The following is a 21,746-nucleotide window of genomic DNA, read 5'->3' as shown; positions in this document are numbered from 1 at the left end:
AAACACGACGCATTATAAAAATAGGTATTATATTTACATAATGTTTTACAACCAATTACAAAGACTTTAAACTTAAAAAATAAATTATGAATATCAGACTACGTTCCTTGTTTTTTCTGACAGCTATAGGGATTACAACTATAGTTTCTGCAAAAAGCAAAACAATAGAGCCTATACTTCAGGTACCTTTTACTCAGGTACACTTTAATGATAATTTCTGGGCACCAAGAATCGAAATAAACCGAACTGTATCCATTCCATCCGCATTTAAAGAATGTGAGAAAAATGGCAGATTTAATAACTTCGCTCTTGCCGGAAAACTAATTAAAGGGGAACATAAAGGTGACTTTTCCTTTGACGATACAGATCCTTATAAAATAATTGAGGGAGCATCCTATTCTCTTGCGGTGAAATATGATAAGAAACTAGACGCTTATCTGGATAGCGTTATCAATCTTATCCGTGCAGCACAAGAACCCGATGGGTATCTTTGCACCTGCGTTACTAACAACTGTACTCGCCTTTCGGGCTGGTGGGGAACTCATCGCTGGGAAAAGATCAACAGTCACGAATTGTACAATTGTGGGCATTTATATGAAGCTGCTGTAGCTCACTATCAGGCAACAGGAAAAAAGACATTATTGAATATCGCCATTAAGAATGCCGATCTGGTATGTGCAACATTTGGTCCGAACAACGGTCAAATTCACCGTCCTTCTGGTCACCCAATCGTAGAGATGGCTCTCTGTAAGTTATACAAGGTTACCGGTAACAAGAAATATCTTGATATGGCTAAATATTTTGTAGAAGAAACAGGTAGAGGAACCGATGGACACAGACTTAGTGAATACAGTCAGGATCATATGCCTATATTGAAGCAAGATGAAATAAAGGGTCATGCAGTAAGAGCCGGATACTTATATTCAGGAGTAGCAGATGTTGCCTATCTTACCAAAGATACAGCCTATTTCAACGCTATTACTCGTATCTGGGATAATATGGCAAGTAAGAAATTGTATATAACTGGTGGTATCGGATCACGAGCACAAGGTGAAGGGTTCGGTCCCAATTATGAGCTAAACAATCATACTGCATATTGTGAAACATGTGCTGCAATTGCAAATGTATACTGGAATCAACGAATGTTCCTGGCTACAGGTGATGCAAAATATATAGATGTTCTTGAACGAGCTCTTTATAATGGAGTGATTTCAGGAGTATCATTAAGCGGAAACAAGTTTTTCTACGATAATCCTCTTGAGTCAATGGGACAGCATGAACGTCAGGCATGGTTTGGCTGTGCATGTTGTCCCGGAAACATCACTCGTTTCATGGCATCTGTACCCACTTATATGTATGCTACACAGGGTACTGATATTTTCGTAAACCTATATGCGCAGAGCAATGGTAAAGTTAAAGTGGGGAAAAATGAAGTATCAATGAAGCAGACCACTCAATATCCTTGGGACGGCAAAATTACAATTTCTGTAAACCCTTTAAAAAGTGGAAAGTTTGCTATCAGTCTTCGTATACCGGGATGGGCTGGTAACCAACCTGTACCTACCAATCTTTACAAATTTACAGAAAAAGCATTGTCCGGCTATAACATTAGGGTAAATGGAAAGATCGCTAATTTATCCGCTAAAGATGGATATGTATCTATTGATCGTCAGTGGAAAAAAGGAGATGTAATTGAACTAAATCTGCCGATGTCTGTCCGCCGCATCCAGGCTCATGATAATGTAGCTGACGATAAAGGAAAACTAGCAATAGAAAGAGGACCAATTGTATATTGTATTGAAGGCAAAGATCAGACAGATAAACATGTATTCAATAAATATATTCCTGAAAACACTAAGATGGATTATACTTTCCAAAAAGATTTGCTCAACGGCGTAATGGTATTGAAAGGTACTGCAAAGGAAATAAATTTAAGCGGTGAAGAAAAAGATGTTCCATTCACAGCTATTCCATACTCTACATGGAACAATCGTGGGACAGACGAGATGGCTGTATGGGTTCCTTCTTCAGCTAAATACACCCATCCTACTCCACTGCCTACAATCGCTTCAAAAGCGCGCACTATAATTGTAAAGGCTCCTATCCAAAACGATGCTCCTGATTCAGCCTCTACTGAAGAATGGGCTTGGGGGGTAAATGATCAATGGGAACCTAAAAGTTCTTCAGATACATCAAAACCATATCATTACTGGTGGCTAAAAAGAGGAACACCTGAAACACTGGCTTATGAATTTGAAAATGAAGAAACTGTATCTAATGTTGAGGTTTACTGGCTGGACATTGATCAATATGATGGTAACTTCAGAGTACCAGAAAGTTGGAAACTATATTATAAGGACGGCGATAGCTGGAAAGAAGTAGAAGCTAAAAGCCCCTATACAACTAAAAAGGATTGCTACAACAATCTCGACTTCACTCCGGTAAAGACAAAAGGCCTTAAAATTGTAGCAAAATTACAAGACGGAGAATCAGGAGGAGTTCTGGAATGGAAAGTTAAATAGGTGTTATCAAAAAAAGGATGTTCAAACATGAACATCCTTTTTTAATAGCGATTATCTATAAATTAAATATTCTTACTAAGATCTCCTCTGCCTTCAAAATCAATCATGGCTTTTTTCCATTCTTCTGAAATAGGATAAGTAGATCTTGTTTTTGCATCAAAACATACCATTACTGTATGGCAAATGCATTTCACTTCATTTGTATCTGTATCAATCAGCTGCTGAAAAAGCTTAAAACTCTTAGTTCCAATCTCTACAACGGCTGTTTGTACAGCTACTTGCTCATTAGGATAAACAGGCAATATGAAATTCACCTGAATATTTGCAATTACTACACCAACATCTTTATTAACGCTCATATTTGGTATAACATCTTTAAAATAGGATGTTTTTCCTAAATCATAAAACGAAAAATAGACTGAGTTATTCACATGTCCCAATGCATCAAAATCATTAAAACGCAACTGAATAGGGACTGTATGATTAAATTTTAGTTTTTCCATCGTTAATATATTATTTATTGCAAAAATACTCTTTTTTACAATCTATTAGCAACAATCTGTATTAATTGACATTTAAAAAACTACAATTTACAACTTTATTTATTAGATTTGTAGGCAAATTATGATAAATCACACACAAAAATGGCTAAAATAACAAAAGAAGCGGCTTTGCTCTACCACTCACAGGGTAAGCCTGGAAAAATCGAGGTAGTTCCTACCAAACCTTACAGTACCCAAACTGACTTATCTTTGGCATACTCTCCCGGAGTTGCAGAACCTTGTCTAGAAATTGAAAAGAATGCGTTAACAGCGTATGATTATACAGCTAAAGGAAACTTAGTAGCTGTAATTTCCAACGGTACTGCAGTACTTGGACTTGGAGATATTGGTGCAATGGCCGGAAAACCGGTTATGGAAGGTAAAGGATTGCTCTTTAAAATATATGGAGGAATCGATGTTTTTGATATTGAAGTTAACGAAAAAGATCCCGAAAAATTTATTGAAGCTGTAAAAGCTATCGCTCCAACTTTCGGAGGTATTAACCTGGAAGATATTAAAGCTCCTGAATGTTTTGAAATTGAAAAACGTTTGAAGGCAGAACTTGATATCCCTGTAATGCATGATGACCAACACGGTACTGCTATTATTTCCAGCGCAGGTTTGCTTAACGCACTTGAAGTAGCCGGAAAGAAGATAGAAGATGTTAAGATCGTTGTTAACGGTGCTGGTGCAGCTGCTGTTTCTTGTACAAAATTATATATTGCTCTTGGAGCTCGTTTGGAAAACATTGTAATGCTCGACAGTAAAGGTGTTATCTCAACTGAACGTACAAATCTTGATGAATCTAAGAAGTTCTTTGCAACTTCACGCACTGACATTCACACTTTGGCAGAAGCAATTAAAGATGCGGATGTATTCTTAGGACTTTCTAAAGGAAATATATTATCACAGGATATGGTTCGCTCAATGGCTAACAACCCAATTGTGTTTGCTTGTGCAAATCCTATTCCTGAAATTACATACGAAGATGCACTTGCAGCTCGTCCTGATGTATTAATGTCAACCGGTCGTTCTGACTATCCAAACCAGATTAACAACGTAATTGGATTCCCTTATATATTCCGTGGTGCTCTTGACACTCGTGCAAGTGCCATCAATGAAGAAATGAAACTGGCTGCTGTTAAGGCTATAGCTGATTTGGCTAAGCTGCCTATCCCTGAAATTGTAAACAAAGTATATAATGTAACCAATCTGTCTTTTGGTCCTGAATACTTTATTCCAAAACCTGTTGATCCACGTTTGATCACTGAAGTTTCTATGGCTGTTGCTAAAGCTGCTATGGAATCAGGAGTTGCACGTAAACCTATTGAAGACTGGGATGCTTATAAGAAGCATCTTCGTGAATTGATGGGTTATGAATCTAAGCTGACTAGTCAACTATATGACACAGCTCGTACAGATCCCAAGAAAGTTGTTTTTGCAGAAGGTGGACACCCCAACATGTTGAAAGCTGCTGTTGAAGCTAAGAACGAAGGTATCTGTCACCCTATTTTATTAGGAAATGAAGAACGAATTGAAAAGTTGGCAAAAGAATATGATTTGCATCTTGACGGAATTGAGATTGTAAATTTACGTCATGACAGTCAAGCTGAACGTCGTGATCGTTATGCTCATATACTTGCCGAAAAGCGTGCACGTGAAGGAGCTAATTACGATGAAGCTACCGATAAGATGTTCGAACGTAACTATTTTGGTATGATGATGGTTGAAACCGGTGAAGCAGATGCTTTCATTACTGGTTTGTACACTAAATACTCTAATACAATTAAAGTTGCAAAAGAAGTAATCGGTATTCAGGAAGGATACAAGCATTTCGGAACAATGCACATTCTTAATTCAAAGAAAGGCACTTACTTTCTTGCTGATACATTGATTAACCGCCACCCAGATACAGAAACACTGACTGACATAGCAAGACTTTCTGCTAAAACTGTTCGTTTCTTCAATCAAACTCCGGTTATGGCTATGTTATCATACTCAAACTTCGGTTCTGATCCTGTAGGTAGCCCTGCAAAAGTACATGATGCTGTAAAACAAATGCAAGAAGCTTATCCTGACTTAGCTATTGATGGAGAAATGCAGGTTAACTTTGCTATGGACAAAAAACTTCGTGATGCGAAATATCCATTCACAAAATTGTTTGGCAAAGATGTAAACACATTAATATTCCCGAACTTAAGTTCTGCGAACTCTAGCTATAAGTTAATTCAGGCTATGAACGACAGTGAACTGATCGGTCCTATTCAAATGGGTCTTAACAAACCTATTCATTTTACTGATAGCGAAAGTTCTGTTCGTGACATCGTGAACATCACTGCTGTAGCTGTTATTGATGCTATTGTTGCTGAAAAGACAAAGAACGCTAAGTAACATAAACTTTTTATTGGGGGTGGTAAAATTGGAAGACTTTAATGCTTTCTATTTATCACCCCTTATTCTTTCCGTTCCTCAAAATACAACTAATCAAAAGAGAGTATTCTAATCGCAATCTGCTTTTATTAGTTCATTTTAAATATCGTTTTAACATCATAAAATCTTATTTAATAGACAATTTGATGATATATCCTCCACCATATATTGATTTACCAAGTCTCACCCTTACATTTTCACACAAGTCTTTAAAAAAAGCAAAAAGATATCTTTTCGTCACTAAAAAAAACAAAAACAACCAATTTGATGTTTATTTCCACTTTAAATTATTAATTTGTTTGATATTTAAAATTAAAACAATAAATTTGCAATCACAACTTAAGACAACAACATTTTTAACATACAACAACCAATAAAAGAAATCTTATGAATGCAAGTAAAGTTTTAGACGACCTGAAAAGAAGGTTCCCTAACGAACCAGAGTATCATCAGGCAGTGGAAGAAGTACTTTCTACTATTGAAGACGAATACAACAAACACCCTGAGTTTGACAAAGCAAACTTAATTGAGCGTCTTTGTATTCCAGATAGAGTTTTCCAATTCAGAGTTACATGGATGGACGATAAAGGTAATATTCAGACTAACATGGGTTACCGTATCCAGCATAATAACGTTATAGGCCCTTACAAAGGCGGTTTACGTTTTCACAGCTCTGTAAACCTTTCAATCCTTAAATTCTTAGCATTCGAACAAACATTCAAGAATTCATTGACAACATTACCAATGGGTGGTGCTAAAGGTGGATCCGACTTCTCTCCTCGTGGAAAGTCAAATGCTGAGGTTATGCGTTTCGTACAATCATTCATGCTTGAATTGTGGAAACACATTGGTCCAGACCAGGATGTTCCTGCAGGTGACATTGGTGTTGGTGGCCGCGAAATTGGTTTCATGTTCGGTATGTACAAGAAACTTTGCAAAGAATTTACTGGTACATTCACAGGTAAAGGTCGTGAATACGGTGGTTCTTTAATCCGTCCTGAAGCAACAGGTTACGGTAACATCTACTTCCTGATGGAAATGTTAAAGACTAAAGGAACAGATCTTAAAGGTAAAGTATGTACAGTATCTGGTTCAGGTAACGTTGCTCAATACACTATCGAAAAAGTTCTTGAACTAGGTGGTAAAGTTGTTACTTGCTCTGATTCTGACGGATATGTTTATGATCCAGACGGAATTGACAGCGAAAAACTTGCTTACATCATGGAACTGAAGAATGTATACAGAGGACGTATCCGTGAATATGCAGAGAAATACGGTTGCAAATATGTTGAAGGAGCTAAGCCTTGGGGTGAAAAATGTGATATCGCTCTTCCATCTGCAACTCAGAATGAATTGAACGGAGACCATGCTAAGACATTGGTTGCTAACGGATGTATCGCAGTTAGTGAAGGTGCAAACATGCCTTCTACTCCAGAAGCTATCAAAGTATTCCAGGATGCTAAGATTCTTTATGCTCCAGGTAAAGCTGCAAATGCTGGTGGTGTATCTGTTTCTGGTCTTGAAATGTCTCAAAACTCAATCAGATTAAGCTGGTCTACTGAAGAAGTTGACGCTAAATTGAAGAGCATTATGCAGAATATCCACGAAGCTTGCGTTAAATACGGAACTGAAGCCGACGGATATGTAAACTATGTGAAAGGTGCAAACGTTGCAGGTTTCATGAAAGTTGCAAATGCTATGATGGCTCAAGGTATCGTTTAATCAGCAGAATTAAAATTCATAGTGAAGGGACTGTCCAAAAGGATAGTCCCTTTTATTATTGTGAAGGCGATCCATTGTGATCGCTTTCTTTTTTTTAGTATTATAAGTAATATTCTTTTTTCATCTTTGACGGTTTATATATTTCGAATATATTTGCATTTCTTACAGAAAAACGATACTACTAAAAGATATAAAAGATGAAAAAAATGACGCTATTATTAGCATGTGGAATGATTACTGCAAATACTTTCGGGCAGAAAAGTAAATTGACTTATCCTATTACAAAGAAAGACAATACAGTTGATACTTACTTCGGTGTAAAAGTTGCAGACCCATACAGATGGCTGGAGAATGATACAACAAAAGAGACAGCAGCATGGGTAAAGGCACAGAACAAAGTTACCTCTTCTTATCTTGAAAAAATTCCTTTCAGAAACAAACTAAAGGAAAGGCTGACCAATCTTACCAATTACGAAAAAATTGGTGCTCCATTCAAGAAAAACGGGAAATACTATTTTTATAAGAACGATGGTTTACAAAACCAAAGTGTTCTTTATGTGCAAAACACTTTAGACTCCGAACCTGAAGTTTTTCTTGATCCTAATAAATTATCAGAAGATGGAACTGTTGCTCTGACAGGTATTTCTTTCTCAAAAGATGGCAAATATTTTGCTTATACTATTTCAAGAAGCGGGTCGGACTGGAGAGAAGTTTATGTAATGGATATTGCCACAAGAAAACTATTGGATGATCATATTCAATGGGCTAAATTTTCAGGTGCGGCATGGCAGGGAGATGGTTTTTACTATAGCGCATACGATGCCCCTGTTGCCGGAAAAGAATTTTCCAATGTGAACGAGAATCATAAAATTTACTATCACAAGATTGGAGAGCCACAATCCAAAGATGTTTTGGTTTATCAAAATCCTAAATATCCAAAGCGTTTCTATACAGCCAGCGTAAGCGAGGATCAGCAAGCTCTTTTCATTTTTGAATCAGGAGAAGGTAGAGGTAATGCTCTCTATATGAAAAACCTTACAAAAGCCGATGCTCCAATTGAACAACTGGCTTCTGATTTTAATTATGAGTATTCTCCTATCGAAGTTATTGGAAATAAGATTCTCTTTACTACTAACTTTGGAGCGCCCAAAAGTAAAGTAATGGTTGCTGATATCAACTCTCCAAAACTCGAGAACTGGAAAGTTCTGGTGCCGGAATCTACATCTGTCCTTTCAGGTGCAGAAGTTATTGGAGGTAAATTAGTGCTAACCTACGACAAAGATGCATCAAATCATGCATTCGTATATAATACTGATGGAAAACTTCTTCATGAAGTAAAACTCCCATCACTGGGTTCTGTAGGATTTAGTGGTGATAAAGATGAGAAGGATGCATTTTTCATCTTCACTTCTTTCACTTTCCCTGGTGCAGTTTATAAATACAATGTCGACACAAATGAATCGTCATTATATCGTGCTCCGAAGGTAAATTTCAATCCGGAAGATTTTGTAACGGAACAGGTTTTCTATCCAAGTAAAGACGGAACAAAGATTCCTATGTTTCTAACTTACAAGAAAGGATTGAAAAAAGATGGCAGCAACCCAGTTTTCCTTTATGCTTACGGTGGTTTTAACATCAGCCTCAACCCTAGCTTCTCTACTTTCCGCATCCCATTCCTTGAAAACGGAGGTATTTATGCACAGGCAAATCTTCGTGGTGGTGGCGAGTATGGTGAAGAATGGCATATTGCCGGGACCAAGATGCATAAACAAAATGTTTTCGACGACTTTATTTCAGCAGCCGAATACCTGATTGCAAAGAAATACACCAGCAAATCTAAAGTTGCTATTGTAGGAGGTTCTAACGGCGGATTACTTATTGGTGCCTGCGTTAATCAACGCCCTGATCTATTCAAGGTTGCTATTCCTGAAGTAGGCGTTATGGATATGCTTCGCTATCATAAATTCACCATCGGTTGGAACTGGGCAAGCGATTACGGTACCAGCGAAGACAGCAAAGAAATGTTTGATTATCTGCATGCTTACTCCCCTTTGCATACATTCAAGAAAGGAATTACCTACCCTGCAATTATGGTAACTACAGCTGATCATGACGACCGTGTAGTTCCTGCACATTCTTTCAAATATGCTGCGACCTTACAAGAGGCAAGCAATAAAAAGAATCCTGCACTGATACGAATTGACAGTAAAGCCGGACATGGTTCAGGAAAACCTATCAGTAAAGTTATTGATGAGCAAGCAGATATTTACTCATTCATCATGTATAATATTGGAATAAATCCGAAACTATAATCTCTTTCTACCACTTGGTTTATAGAACCAAAGGAAAATAAAGGGATTATCAAACTTTTAATCACAAATAAAAAATGGGCTGTCCAAACAAATTAGGACAGCCCATTTTTATTTCTTTTTCATCTTCGGATCCCTTATCTGAGACCAATCCAGAATATTCAATCTTCAAAGACTCAATTTAACTTTTCGGTTCCTTTTTTAAAATACTCCTCGGGTAGTTTTACACTCATCACGAATAATTAATTTATCCTTGTACAAAACAATTAATTCTTTTGTACAGAAGATTAAATTGCTTTGTACAGAAGAATGCAATCTTTTGTACAAGAGATTCAAAAAGAGATACCGGCTTTTTTGTTTATTACTTCAAACTATTAAATTTACTGGGAATAAATACAAAAAAAATCAGAAAGATAATTCCACAACATAATCAACATCTGTAGGAGCTTCTGTTAAGTACAGCAAAACACCTTCTTTATCTTGTTTGAATTTAATTGCAGTTTTATTCTTGAACAATACAGCATTCTTCACCTTATTGGTAACAGGCAAAAATAAAGCTTTATCTTTCAGGTTCAGGATATGGACAAATAGCTTATTTCCTTTCTGGGTAGTTACTCCCCAATCACGAACCGGAACTACCCCACCACGGGTTCCGTAAATTGTTTCACCATACACTTTCATCCACTCTCCCACTTCTTTTAATCTTTGAACAGCGGTTGCCGGAATTTCTCCATTGGGCTGAGGACCAACATTGATAAGCAAGTTAGCATTATTTCCAGCAGCTTTTACTAAAAAATGAATAAACTCTTTGGTTGTTTTATAGTTATTATCAGTAATGTCATATCCCCAGTTTCTATTCATGGTTTCGCAAGTTTCCAAAGGAAGTCTGCTGATTGTCTGTCCTGAAAGTCCGGCTGTATTCTCGCCTGGGAGATCACGTTCAAACATCTGAAAATCTTCACCAGGAAGCGGAGTACTGTGATGATTGTTTCCAATCATACATCCCGGTTGTAGTTTGTGAATCAGTTCGTACTGTCCGCCTAAGTTCCAGTCCCAGGTAGGATCCTGGTCCTTGTCCCAATAACCATCAAACCAGATTGCACCAATCGGACCATAGTTAGTTAGTAATTCGGTAAGCTGATTATTCATAAAGTTCATATAATCACTCCATTTTCCATGCGTAGTTCGGCCAGTTCCCTGTCCTGTTCTACCAATAAGGCCCGTTTTACCAATTGGATAATAATCATCACGACGCCAATCCAGATGAGAATAGTAAAGATGAAGTTTTAACCCCTGCTTTTTACATTCTTCGGCTAAAGCTTTCACTATATCTCTTTTGAAAGGAGTTGCATCTACAACATTATAATCCGAATATTTAGTTTTAAACATTGAAAAGCCATCGTGGTGACGAGTTGTGAAGCAAATATACTTCATACCGGCAGCCTTTGCAGCCGAAACCCATGCGGCAGCATCAAATCTGGAAGGATAGAAAGCAGAAGCCAGTTTCTCATACTCTTTCCAGTTAATATTCCTGTTATTCATTACCCATTCACCATCGCCCAGCATACTGTATAGTCCCCAATGGATAAACATTCCAAACTTTTCATCCTGAAATTCTGTTCTACTTTTCAGGTTTTCCTCAGAAGGTTGATACCCTTGCTGAGCAAACAGTTGCACATTACATACAAGAATTAAAAATAGCCAAAAGATCTTTTTCATATTATTGTTTATTTAAGAATTATGCATCCAACAAGTATTATTAAAAATAATTATTCAAATTATCCCACTAATAATTGCGCGTAAAATTAAATAATAGAATTACAATAACAAATCTTTTTAATAACAAACAATATCCAGCCATTCCATTTTGATAAGTTCTGATACTGAAATAAAAAAAGTCCTTGCACAAATATATTGGTTCTGTACAAGGACTTACTATTTTATTTAAAGTATCCTACGGGATGATTCAGATAGAGAGTCTGCTTATCTGTCAGGTTCAACGCTTTTTTCAATTCTTCTTTGTTCATGCTAGCCCGGCATACTGTTGCCAAGTCTGCACCTGAACAAAACAATGATATATTCTGAGAAACAATTCCGGCATCTAGTGCACCCCAGGATTCATTGTTATCAGAAACCAGAATCAGGCATATCGGAGCTTTCATTGGGCGTACATCATCTTTACTTATCGGGTCAAGGGTACTGGTAGAAGCGTTATATAGATAATTGCCTTCGGCCATACATACATAGACTTTGATGTCTTGTTTATTTCGGGCAGATGGAGCAGTTCTTTTTCCTTCCTTTGGGCGGTTAATTCCGTTTGCAGCCCAAAGAAGATCGGAAAGATCCTGATGACTAAGCATTTTATCAGAAAACGTTCTGGTAGATTTTCTGTTAGAGAAAGCGTTCATCAATGTAACAGTCCGTTTCAAATCAGGTGCATTTAATTTGATAGGCTTAAGTTCCTGAGCAGCACATGAAACAGCAACAAAGAATAACATTAAAAATACAGATCTTTTCATAACTTGATAATTTTAATTATATAATCGATAAACTTTCTTAAGTCTAACAATAAATGGCAAAACAACATTAAACAGCCTTCAATCCGCCATTAATGCTTCAACTACAACTATTTCATTTGTAAAGTTATTCAGGCTTCATCACGACTCCAATATTCTTCATTCCATCTATTTTAACGATCAATGGCTTATCAAAATGTATATGACGAAGGTATTTAGTTTCAAACGCAGGTTCCTTATCATTCAGGAAATCCTGATCATAGATTCCATCATTCATATAAGAATTAATAGTAAAGTAGCCCACACCAAACGATGTCAGATTCTGAAAGAAATGCGTACCCTGACTTGGATCTACTCTATAATTTGTTAGACCCGCTTCAACAATAACCTTTGCAGACGATATATGTGGCCATTTTACAGGAATACCCAGCCAGGTATCGCTGGAACCCCATCGCCCCGGACCAACCAGAATATAATTCTTGTTTTTATCAAGAAACTCCTTATTCAGTTTTTCTATTTCGTAAGCAATATCCTGATTGTGAGATGCACTGTAATTGTCAGTCTTTACATAAACAATGTCATACACATCATTCATAATTCCATGTCCTAACGCATGATTAGATGCAAGCAATGTTTTTTCGGCTTCTATTAACGACAAATCTTCATCAAGCACCTGCTTACTATCTACAATAGGACGAATCTGCAACAAATAGAATGTACCCGATTTGTCCATCTCAGTACTCATAGTTGCGGCAAATTCAATTTCAACCGGACGTCTCATTTCATCCTCCCCATACTTCATTGCCAACTTCAATATCTCAGCCAATGGAAAAACATCATGCTGCAAAATATTGGCAAAAGTAATCAGCTTACGTCCACCAGGATAAATACCATCTCTAATCACCTGATCATAAGGATCGAAAGTAGAAGCAAGATAACGCAATGAACCATCATTCTCGGCCTCTTTAACAGGAAGTTTCAGCAAATTAAAACCATCATCTATAGAAAAATCCTGGCCTATATTCTTTAAGTCCAAAGCATAGAAGCGAGTCTGAGTCTCTTTTAATGTAATATCCAATTCGCTGGTCTGCAATATCTGATGTGGATGATAAGGAGAGAATCTAAGAGTCATACCTCCATCAACAATGTATTTGCCAAGTCCTAATGCAATATTCACAGTTCCCTCTTCCGGTTTCTCATCTCCAATCGGGTAATAATTGAGCGACCTTGCCACCCCGGACATAGAAGGATAATAGCGGTCACCATACTGGTTACCAACAACTTCCTGAAGAATTACCGCCATTTTTTCCTGATCTATAAAGTTGGAGGTTGCCTGCATGTACGATTTACTATCACTGTAAAACACAGAAGCATAAACACCTTTAATAGAATCACTCAGCATTCTCAGCATTTCATACTTATCATCCAGATAAGGAATCATATACGTAGAATATATTCCGGCGAATGGCTGATAATGGGAATCTTCCAACAAGCTCGACGAGCGGATTGCAATTGGAGATTTAACTACATCAAAGAATGTAAAGAAGTCTTCCACCAATCTCTCCGGCAGTTTAGCCCGCAAGAAATATTTCAGAATAGTATCATCATCAACATCCGAAAGAGCCACCTGATACAGGTTGTTAGATTCCATAAACTCATCGAAGATGTCTGTACATAGAACAACGGTTTTAGGAATAGCAACTTTTGCATTATCAAACTCGTCAAACTGAGGATGACGCTTCACCATATTGTCAATAAACGCCAGTCCTCTACCCTTTCCTCCCAACGATCCATCGCCAATACGAGCAAAATTAGAATAACGGTCAAAGCGGTCGCGTTTAAAAACAGCCACCACTCCCTGATTCTTCATTTTACGGTATTTCACAATCGCCTCGAAAATAATCTTTCTGTATATATCAATGTCTACAACTTCATCAAAGGTAATCTGACGCAAGAACTCGGCAACCGGAAACATTGCCCGGGAGTAAAGCCAGCGGGAGATATGGTTTCGGGAAATATGATACAGCAAAGATTCGCTGGGCACAGAATAAATAATATTTTGAAGGTCTTTCAGATTCCGTACTTTTGCAACCTCGGCATTAGTTGTTGGATTGCGGAAAATAAAATCACCAAATCCAAAATTATCGGATACGATTCGTTGTAAATCAACATCCATCTTCTTGGAATTCTTATCTACAAAACTAGCCGCATAACGATTAGCGTAAACCTGATTTTCAGTTTCAGACGATTGAATAATCAATGGAACAAACGGATCTTTTTTACGTATTTCAGAACATAGCTTAATTCCCGCTAATGAATCTTTTTTTCCATTTCTTGGATATCTTACATCGGTAATAACTCCCAGCATATTATCCTGGAATTTATTATAAAGCTCCATTGCTTCTTCATAATTTCTGGCCAGAACAATCTTTGGCCGCCCTCTCATTCGCAACGTTTTCTGGTGATCGTTCAATGCTTCTGTAGCAAAATCCTGCGATTGCTGAAGAACAAACTTATAAAGGCTAGGAAGAACTGAAGAATAAAAACGAATGGAATCTTCCACCAATAAAATCATCTGCACCCCTACTTCGGCTACGTCGTGCTCCAGATTCATCTTATCTTCTATTAATTTTATTATAGAAACAAGTAAATCTGTATTTCCCAGCCAGCAAAACACATACTCAAAAGCACTTAAGTTTTCATTAGATAACCGTCTTGTTACTCCATGAGAAAAAGGGGTAAGAATAACAATTGGGATATGAGGATATTTTTCTTTGATATTGCGTCCAGTAGCAAAGAAATCACTTTTATCCGTACTAGGCATACAAATAACCAGATCATAAGAAATCTCTTCCAATTCTGCCCATGCCTCTTCTTCTGAAGAGATCTGAGTAAACCGTGGAGGATAGCGCAAACTGAGTGCAGCATACTCATTAAAGATCTTTTCGTCAATGCGTCCGTCATCCTCCAGCATAAAAGCATCATAAGGATTTGCGATGAGCAAAACATTAAAGATTCTTTTAGTCATTAAATTGGCAAAAGTAGTATCTTTGAAATATAGTTGGTTTAATTTAAGTTTACTGAGCATATACTATTTCATTACATTATAAGGTAACAAATTTGAGGATTATTTTTGGCTTATGCAACAAATGAGCTGAAAAGTAACCCAGAATACACTAGAATATCATTTTATTATATTTTAATCAATATTTTCACTAAAAAATTAGTTTAAATCATTTAATTAACTACCTTTGCTTGTACAACGGTTTACATTTTATCAGAAACCTTTTAAAAAAACATATTATGAACATCGATTTAATAATGGCTTCATTAGAAGCTAAACACCCCGGAGAGTTAGAATACCTCCAAGCTGTTAAAGAAGTATTGATCTCTATCGAAGATGTTTACAACCAACATCCTGAATTTGAAAAAGCTCGTATTATAGAACGCTTAGTTGAGCCCGACCGCATTTTTACATTCAAAGTGCCCTGGGTAGACGATAAAGGAGAGGTACAAGTTAATCTTGGTTACCGTGTTCAGTTCAATAATGCCATTGGCCCATACAAAGGCGGAATTCGTTTTCACCCATCAGTAAATCTCTCTATTCTTAAATTTCTGGGATTTGAACAAACTTTCAAAAATGCATTAACTACTCTTCCAATGGGAGGAGGTAAAGGCGGATCTGATTTTTCCATTCGCGGTAAATCTGATGCGGAAGTTATGCGTTTCTGCCAGGCATTCATATTAGAGCTATGGCGTCATATTGGTCCTGATACAGATGTACCAGCCGGTGATATCGGTGTAGGCGGACGTGAAATAGGCTACATGTTCGGTATGTATAAAAAACTAGCCCGTGAATTTACAGGTACATTTACCGGAAAGGGTATTGAATATGGTGGTTCATTAGTTCGTCCGGAAGCTACAGGTTTCGGAGGTCTGTACTTTGTGCATCAGATGTTGGAAACAAGAGGTATTGATATTAAAGGTAAAACTGTTGCCATCTCTGGCTTTGGTAATGTAGCATGGGGTGCAGCCTTAAAAGCTACCGAACTTGGAGCTAAAGTTGTAACTATCTCCGGACCGGACGGATACATTTATGATGAAGCTGGTATTAGCGGAGAAAAGATTGATTACATGCTTGAACTGCGTGCTTCGGGCAATGATATAGTTGAACCATACGCTGAGGAATTCAATGCTAAATTTGTTCCAGGTCGTCGTCCATGGGAAGTTAAAGTAGATATAGCATTACCTTGTGCAACCCAAAACGAATTGGATGGCAATGATGCTAAACTATTAATAGATAATAATGTTCTTTGCGTGGGAGAAATTTCTAACATGGGATGCACTCCTGAAGCTATTGATTTGTTTATTGAACGTAAAGTTATGTACGCTCCTGGTAAAGCAGTTAATGCTGGTGGAGTTGCAACTTCCGGACTAGAGATGTCTCAGAACGCAATGCACCTGAGCTGGGGAGCTAAAGAGGTAGATAGCAAGCTTCATGAAATTATGCATGGTATTCATGCTCAATGTGTTAAGTATGGAACAGAACCTGACGGATATATCAATTACGTTAAGGGAGCCAATATTGCAGGATTCATGAAAGTTGCTCACGCAATGATGGCTCAAGGCATAGTATAATAATCAAAGAAATATTCGTTTAGTCGTATTTTAAGTTTTGCGGTGCCCGTTACTCGAGAGAGTAGCGGGCATTCGTTTTTTTATACAATTTTTTAGTTAGGAATATTTTTCTTACCTTTGTACCAGACTGTTAACCAAAAACAAGAACAATATGGTCAACAAGATTTTATTATTTATCCTGTTTCTTCTGACCACAGTCAGTTTTTGCACATCCGCTCAAGAGACAGGAAAAGCTACTTATTACGGGAAAAGAATGCATGGCAGAAATACTGCCAGCGGAATTCGTTATCACAATGACAGCCTCACTTGTGCTCACCGAACATATCCCTTCGGTACATTACTTAAAGTAAGGAATAAGAAGAATGACAGAGAAGTAATTGTTACCGTAACAGACAGGGGTCCGTTTGGAAGACGATTCATTATTGATCTATCCTACAGTGCTGCAAAAGAGATTGATATGCTTAGAGAAGGAATTGCTAATGTAGAAGTTAGTTTGTACACACCTATAGAAGTGCCTTTTAGAGTGGAAGAAGATCTCAACCCTCATTGGGAAGAAAAGATGGCAATACCTAATGCCGTATGCCCTGATGCAATGGACCCAAAAGGTTCCGGCACCAAAACAAATTTATCAAAATAGTATTTATACTCAAACAATGAAATTATCAAATGAATTAGCTCTGCGCCAGGAGAAGATCCGGGCGCTTATGCTTCAATCAAACATTGACGCTGCACTTATTACTTGCAACGTAAACATACTCTATACTTGTGGACAAGTTCTTAGTGGTTATTGCTATCTGCCTGCTGTAGGAGAACCCTGGTACTTTATCAAACGCCCAAGTGGATTGAAAGGCAAGAATATTCATTATATCCGAAAACCTGAACAGGTTGCCGAAATTCTGAACGAAAAAGGGATTTCTTTTCCTGAGACACTCATGTTGGAAGGTGATGAATTGCCATTTACAGAATATACCCGACTGGCAAATATATTCCCTTCATCTAAATGTGTGAACGGAACACCGGTAATTCGCGCTGCCCGAAGCATAAAAACAGATGTAGAGATTGAGCTTTTCCGCCAGGCCGGGGCTGCACACACCCGTGCATATATGCAAATACCATCCGTTTATCGTGAAGGAATGGACGATCGCCATTTCTCATTCGAAATAGAAAGAATAATGCGTCTGGAAGGATGCCTTGGTATTTTCCGTGTTTTCGGTCAAAGCATGGAGATATTCTTTGGAAGTGTACTTGCCGGAAACAATGCAGAAGCACCTTCTCCCTATGATTTTGCATTAGGAGGAAAAGGATTAAGCCCTGCTCTGCCAGGGGGGCTTAATGGCACAAAGCTCGAAAAAGGAAATACTGTAATGGTAGATTTAGGAGGAAACTTCAACGGCTATATGTGTGATATGTCACGTGTTTTCTCTATCGGTAAAATCAGCGAAGAAGCTTATAAAGCACATCAGGTATGTCTGGATATCCAGTCGGAAGTAGTTGCTATGGCAAAACCGGGAGCTGTTTGTGAGACGCTGTACAATAAAGCAATCGATATAGTAACCAAAGCTGGTTTCAAAGATCATTTTATGGGAACCAAACAGCAAGCCAAGTTTGTAGGCCATGGCATCGGACTGGAAATTAATGAAGCCCCTGTATTTGCTCCAAGAGTAAAACAAGAACTGCAACCAGGAATGGTTTTTGCTCTTGAGCCTAAAATTGTTCTTCCCGGTGTTGGTCCTGTAGGAATTGAAAATTCATGGGTTGTAAATGAACATGGTGTTGAGAAACTTACACTTTGTCCGGAAGAGATTATTGACCTGGAAAATTCAATTATAGCGTAAACTGTATTTAGGAGTAAGAAAAACAGTGTAAAGCAATCTTTGTAATAACAGCAAAAACTGCAAACCTATTCCAGAAAAGGCCAATCCAAACTCCAATAAATAAAAATCATTGGTGAATAATAGAAAATCTCCCGCCAGCTTTTTAAAAAAGATAACCGGACTTTACTCAACATCCGGTTGGGTTTTTAAAAAAGCTGGCGGGAGTTTTTTCATCTACCAATATTACCCATTCTTACAGTAAAACAAAAAGCTACCATCATTCCCTCACCAATTCTCGTAACACATTACATTACAAAAAATTAATTGGTGATGGTAGAATTTTCATCCACCACCAAGCTCTCACTTTTCGGGTCTACCCTCACCAAAATTCAGACACAATTCTTGCATTTTTGTACATTCAAAATGCCTTGCCCCCAAATAGCCTCAACGATTTTGTGAATGATATGTGCTTCATTTTTATTTTTAGGCTGAAAAGGTGAGGGATGAAGCATATTGTGATGGTAAAAGTGAGGGTTCAGAATGCTACCATCACCACATAGAACTCTCAAAATCAATAATTTGATAAAGAATGGTGAGGGAGTGAGGGATGCAAACGCATTTACCAATCTATGATAAAAAAACAGCTTACCAATTCTTTCGAATCAGTAAGCTGTCTTTTATATTTTATCTCAGTATTCCGCTAAAATAATCGCTTGAAATCTGGTTTTATCAAAGCTGTAACAGCTAAATAAACACCTAGAAGTATTAATGGTATACTAAGTTGCTGACCAATGTTTAATTGCATATTTACTTCGGCTGCAACCTGAGGATTCTTCATAAATTCCAAGGCAAAACGAGAACCGAAGAAGATTATCAAGCAAACCCCGGTAATCAATCCTACTCTGTATTGAAGTTTAAACTTCCAGTACATAACCAATGACACAATCAATGCTGCAATGCAATAAAGCATTTCATAGATTTGTGTTGGATGACAAGGAAGTCCGTTGAACTCTTTCACCCACTCTGCCGAGCGTACAAATTTAAAGCCCCATGGCATTGTAGTAGGGTAACCAAATATTTCTGAATTCATCAGATTACCCAAACGAATACAGGCACATGCTACTGCAATAGCAGGAATCATGCGGTCGAATAACCACCACACACTCTGATGAGTGACTTTCTTTGAGTAATACATTAATGTAACAATCAATGCAAATACTCCACCGTGGCTGGCTAGTCCGCCATTCCATATAGCAAATATCTGCATGGGATTTGCACTATAGTAGTCCCACTCATAAAAAAGACAATGTCCCAAACGTGCTCCAACTACAGAACTTATTATGGTATAGAAGAAGAGTTTATCTACCCAGGCGTCCGGGTGTTTTTCGTGTTTAAACAAACGACTCATCATCTCATAACCAATAAGGAATCCAATTCCCCATAACAATCCGTACCATCTTACTTCACGACCAAAAATCGAAAAGATAGTAGGACTTACATCCCATGTTATATATGCCAACATATTATTATAAATTATACTAAGTGTGCTATTAAGTCTTCGCGATCTCCGTAAATCAAATCAATTACAGGAAGTTCAATCATTGTGTAACATCCTGGTTGTTGTTTCATTGAAGCACGGGCAACACAAACAAGAACCTGACCTGTTAATGCAGGGTTGTTTATCTTCATATTGAATTCGAACAGCTGGTTCTGAGTTTTTCCTGAAACACCTTTACGTGTAAGGTTAACTCCGTGTCCCATATCTAATAAATCGTCAACACAAGGAACCTGTGTTACGTGAGTTTCATCATTTACAAAGTATGCATCGGCCTTGATTGCTTTTGCTACTTCTTCGAATTTATATCCGTCTTTTACTTCAATGTAAACCATACGGCGGTGAATACCTGTACCTGTAGGTATTGTCATTGATAAAGCAGCTTTAACTCCATCGATTGCTTTTACTGCAACTGTATGTCCCATACTCATACCAGGACCAAAGTTTGTGTAAGAAACGCCCTTTGGAGCAATTGCCTGAAGAAGTGCGCGAACTACAGAATCACTTCCCGGATCCCATCCTGCAGAAATAATAGATACTGCATTGTGTTCTTTTGCAGAAGCCATAAGTTCACGACGAAGATCTACAATTCCGGTATGGATATCAAAGCTATCTACAGTATTGATACCAAGAGCTAATATCTCTTTTGCATATTTTTCAACGCTTCTTGTTGGAGTACAAAGAATAGCTACATCTACATCTTTCAATTCCTTGATGTCTTTCACTACATCATATTCCGCTAATTCTGCCGGTTTATCTGCAGCCCCATTACGGCGTACAACACCTGCTACCTCGAAATCGGGTGCAGCAAGAAGTGCTTCTAATACATACTTTCCAATATTGCCATATCCAACAATGGCTGCTCTAACTTTTTTCATTCTGTTGTGGTCTTAAGTTTGACATATTTCTATATTCAGTCGACAAAAATAATCAAATTGTGTCACAATCAAAGAATTCACAACTTAATATATTAAAAAATATGCATACAATGGAGGTTACAGACAATAAACAAGCATGGTTTGACGTTTCTTTCTAAGGAGACAAATATGCTTTAACGCAATAAATTTGTACTTTTGCCTCCCATTACAAATATATAAAATAAATGAAATGATTGAGTATATAAAAGGAAACGTTGCAGAACTAAATCCGGCATCGGCAGTAATTGATTGTAACGGCATGGGGTATTTCATTAACATATCACTAAATACCTATTCGGCCATTCAGAAATTAAATAGTGCAAAACTCTATATTTACGAAGCCATCAGAGAAGATGCTTATGTACTTTATGGGTTTGCCGACAAGCAGGAACGAGAGCTATTTCTATTGCTTATTTCTGTTTCCGGAATTGGTGGAAACACTGCCCGCATGATTCTTTCAGCCCTATCTCCCAGCGAACTGGCTAATGTTATAAGCTCCGAGAATGCAAATATGCTAAAGACCGTAAAAGGTATTGGTTTGAAAACTGCTCAGAGAGTAATTGTAGATTTAAAAGACAAAATTAAAATCACCGGTAGCGATAGTGGCAAAGCTAGTGGCACTATGTTACAAAATACAGAAGTGCACGATGAAGCTGTTGCAGCATTGACTATGCTTGGATTCAATACAGCTGCATCACAAAAAGTGGTTTTTGCAATTTTAAAAGAGGAGCCTTTATCTAAAGTTGAAGAGGTTATAAAATTAGCTCTAAAGAGATTATAA

At 37.6% G+C, this 21,746-nt stretch carries 14 protein-coding genes; 8 read left to right on the top strand and 6 right to left on the bottom strand.

Translation table 11 applies throughout. The annotated features are described in order from the left end of the window. Nucleotides 1-86: 86 nt before the first annotated feature. The gene (locus BUC21_RS14140) at nucleotides 87-2,522 is read left to right on the top strand and encodes a glycoside hydrolase family 127 protein (RefSeq protein WP_083547713.1); all 2,436 of its coding nucleotides are present in this window, start codon (nucleotides 87-89) and stop codon (nucleotides 2,520-2,522) included. Between the two features lie 62 nt (nucleotides 2,523-2,584). Here BUC21_RS14140 and BUC21_RS14135 read toward each other — a convergent pair whose 3' ends face one another. Continuing rightward, nucleotides 2,585-3,025 carry an acyl-CoA thioesterase gene (locus tag BUC21_RS14135; RefSeq protein ID WP_073403585.1) on the bottom strand — a complete coding sequence of 147 codons (441 nt, stop codon included), beginning with the start codon at nucleotides 3,023-3,025 and terminating at the stop codon, nucleotides 2,585-2,587. Between the two features lie 141 nt (nucleotides 3,026-3,166). Here BUC21_RS14135 and BUC21_RS14130 point away from each other — a divergent pair, with 141 nt between their 5' ends. From BUC21_RS14130 to BUC21_RS14120, 3 genes are all read left to right on the top strand, one after another. Next, nucleotides 3,167-5,455 (top strand): NADP-dependent malic enzyme, encoded by a 2,289-nt coding sequence (locus tag BUC21_RS14130; protein ID WP_073403583.1) that lies wholly within the window; start codon nucleotides 3,167-3,169, stop codon nucleotides 5,453-5,455. A gap of 426 nt (nucleotides 5,456-5,881) precedes the next feature. Continuing rightward, nucleotides 5,882-7,216: an NADP-specific glutamate dehydrogenase gene (locus BUC21_RS14125; RefSeq protein WP_073403581.1), complete on the top strand. Its 1,335-nt coding sequence runs from the start codon at nucleotides 5,882-5,884 to the stop codon at nucleotides 7,214-7,216. 197 nt (nucleotides 7,217-7,413) lie between these two features. Next, a complete protein-coding gene (locus BUC21_RS14120) occupies nucleotides 7,414-9,528 on the top strand; it encodes a prolyl oligopeptidase family serine peptidase (RefSeq protein WP_073403579.1) in 2,115 nt (704 codons plus the stop codon). Between the two features lie 402 nt (nucleotides 9,529-9,930). Here BUC21_RS14120 and BUC21_RS14115 read toward each other — a convergent pair whose 3' ends face one another. The 3 genes from BUC21_RS14115 to BUC21_RS14105 all read right to left on the bottom strand — a co-directional run bounded on the left by BUC21_RS14115 (nucleotide 9,931) and on the right by BUC21_RS14105 (nucleotide 15,129). Beyond that, the gene (locus BUC21_RS14115; RefSeq protein WP_073403577.1) at nucleotides 9,931-11,244 is read right to left on the bottom strand and encodes an alpha-L-fucosidase; all 1,314 of its coding nucleotides are present in this window, start codon (nucleotides 11,242-11,244) and stop codon (nucleotides 9,931-9,933) included. A gap of 221 nt (nucleotides 11,245-11,465) precedes the next feature. Further along, a complete protein-coding gene (locus BUC21_RS14110; protein ID WP_073403575.1) occupies nucleotides 11,466-12,044 on the bottom strand; it encodes a SagB/ThcOx family dehydrogenase in 579 nt (192 codons plus the stop codon). A gap of 124 nt (nucleotides 12,045-12,168) precedes the next feature. Next, entirely contained in the window at nucleotides 12,169-15,129 is a 2,961-nt protein-coding gene (locus BUC21_RS14105; protein ID WP_073403573.1) for a PEP/pyruvate-binding domain-containing protein, read from the bottom strand. A 215-nt stretch (nucleotides 15,130-15,344) separates the two neighbouring features. On the opposite strand from BUC21_RS14105, the gene gdhA reads away from it, so the two are divergent. The 3 genes from gdhA (at nucleotide 15,345) to BUC21_RS14090 (ending at nucleotide 18,514) form a co-directional block, all read left to right on the top strand. After that, nucleotides 15,345-16,679, top strand: coding sequence for an NADP-specific glutamate dehydrogenase (gene gdhA / locus BUC21_RS14100; RefSeq protein WP_073403571.1), 1,335 nt, complete (start codon nucleotides 15,345-15,347; stop codon nucleotides 16,677-16,679). A gap of 151 nt (nucleotides 16,680-16,830) precedes the next feature. Next, nucleotides 16,831-17,316: a septal ring lytic transglycosylase RlpA family protein gene (locus tag BUC21_RS14095; protein ID WP_073403569.1), complete on the top strand. Its 486-nt coding sequence runs from the start codon at nucleotides 16,831-16,833 to the stop codon at nucleotides 17,314-17,316. 16 nt (nucleotides 17,317-17,332) lie between these two features. Next, nucleotides 17,333-18,514, top strand: a complete 1,182-nt coding sequence (locus BUC21_RS14090) for a M24 family metallopeptidase (protein WP_073403567.1) — start codon at nucleotides 17,333-17,335, stop codon at nucleotides 18,512-18,514. 679 nt (nucleotides 18,515-19,193) lie between these two features. Here BUC21_RS14090 and lgt read toward each other — a convergent pair. Both lgt and BUC21_RS14075 read right to left on the bottom strand, forming a co-directional pair. Next, nucleotides 19,194-20,015, bottom strand: coding sequence for a prolipoprotein diacylglyceryl transferase (gene lgt, locus BUC21_RS14080; protein ID WP_073403563.1), 822 nt, complete (start codon nucleotides 20,013-20,015; stop codon nucleotides 19,194-19,196). Nucleotides 20,016-20,026: 11 nt separating this feature from the next. Beyond that, nucleotides 20,027-20,926, bottom strand: a complete 900-nt coding sequence (locus tag BUC21_RS14075) for a diaminopimelate dehydrogenase (RefSeq protein ID WP_073403561.1) — start codon at nucleotides 20,924-20,926, stop codon at nucleotides 20,027-20,029. 229 nt (nucleotides 20,927-21,155) lie between these two features. Here BUC21_RS14075 and ruvA point away from each other — a divergent pair, with 229 nt between their 5' ends. Then, the gene (gene ruvA / locus BUC21_RS14070) at nucleotides 21,156-21,746 is read left to right on the top strand and encodes a Holliday junction branch migration protein RuvA (RefSeq protein ID WP_073403559.1); all 591 of its coding nucleotides are present in this window, start codon (nucleotides 21,156-21,158) and stop codon (nucleotides 21,744-21,746) included.

Origin of the sequence: Bacteroides luti, from assembly GCF_900128905.1 — a bacterium.
Classification (GTDB): domain Bacteria; phylum Bacteroidota; class Bacteroidia; order Bacteroidales; family Bacteroidaceae; genus Bacteroides; species Bacteroides luti.
This window is presented reverse-complemented; position numbering and strand designations above follow the sequence as displayed.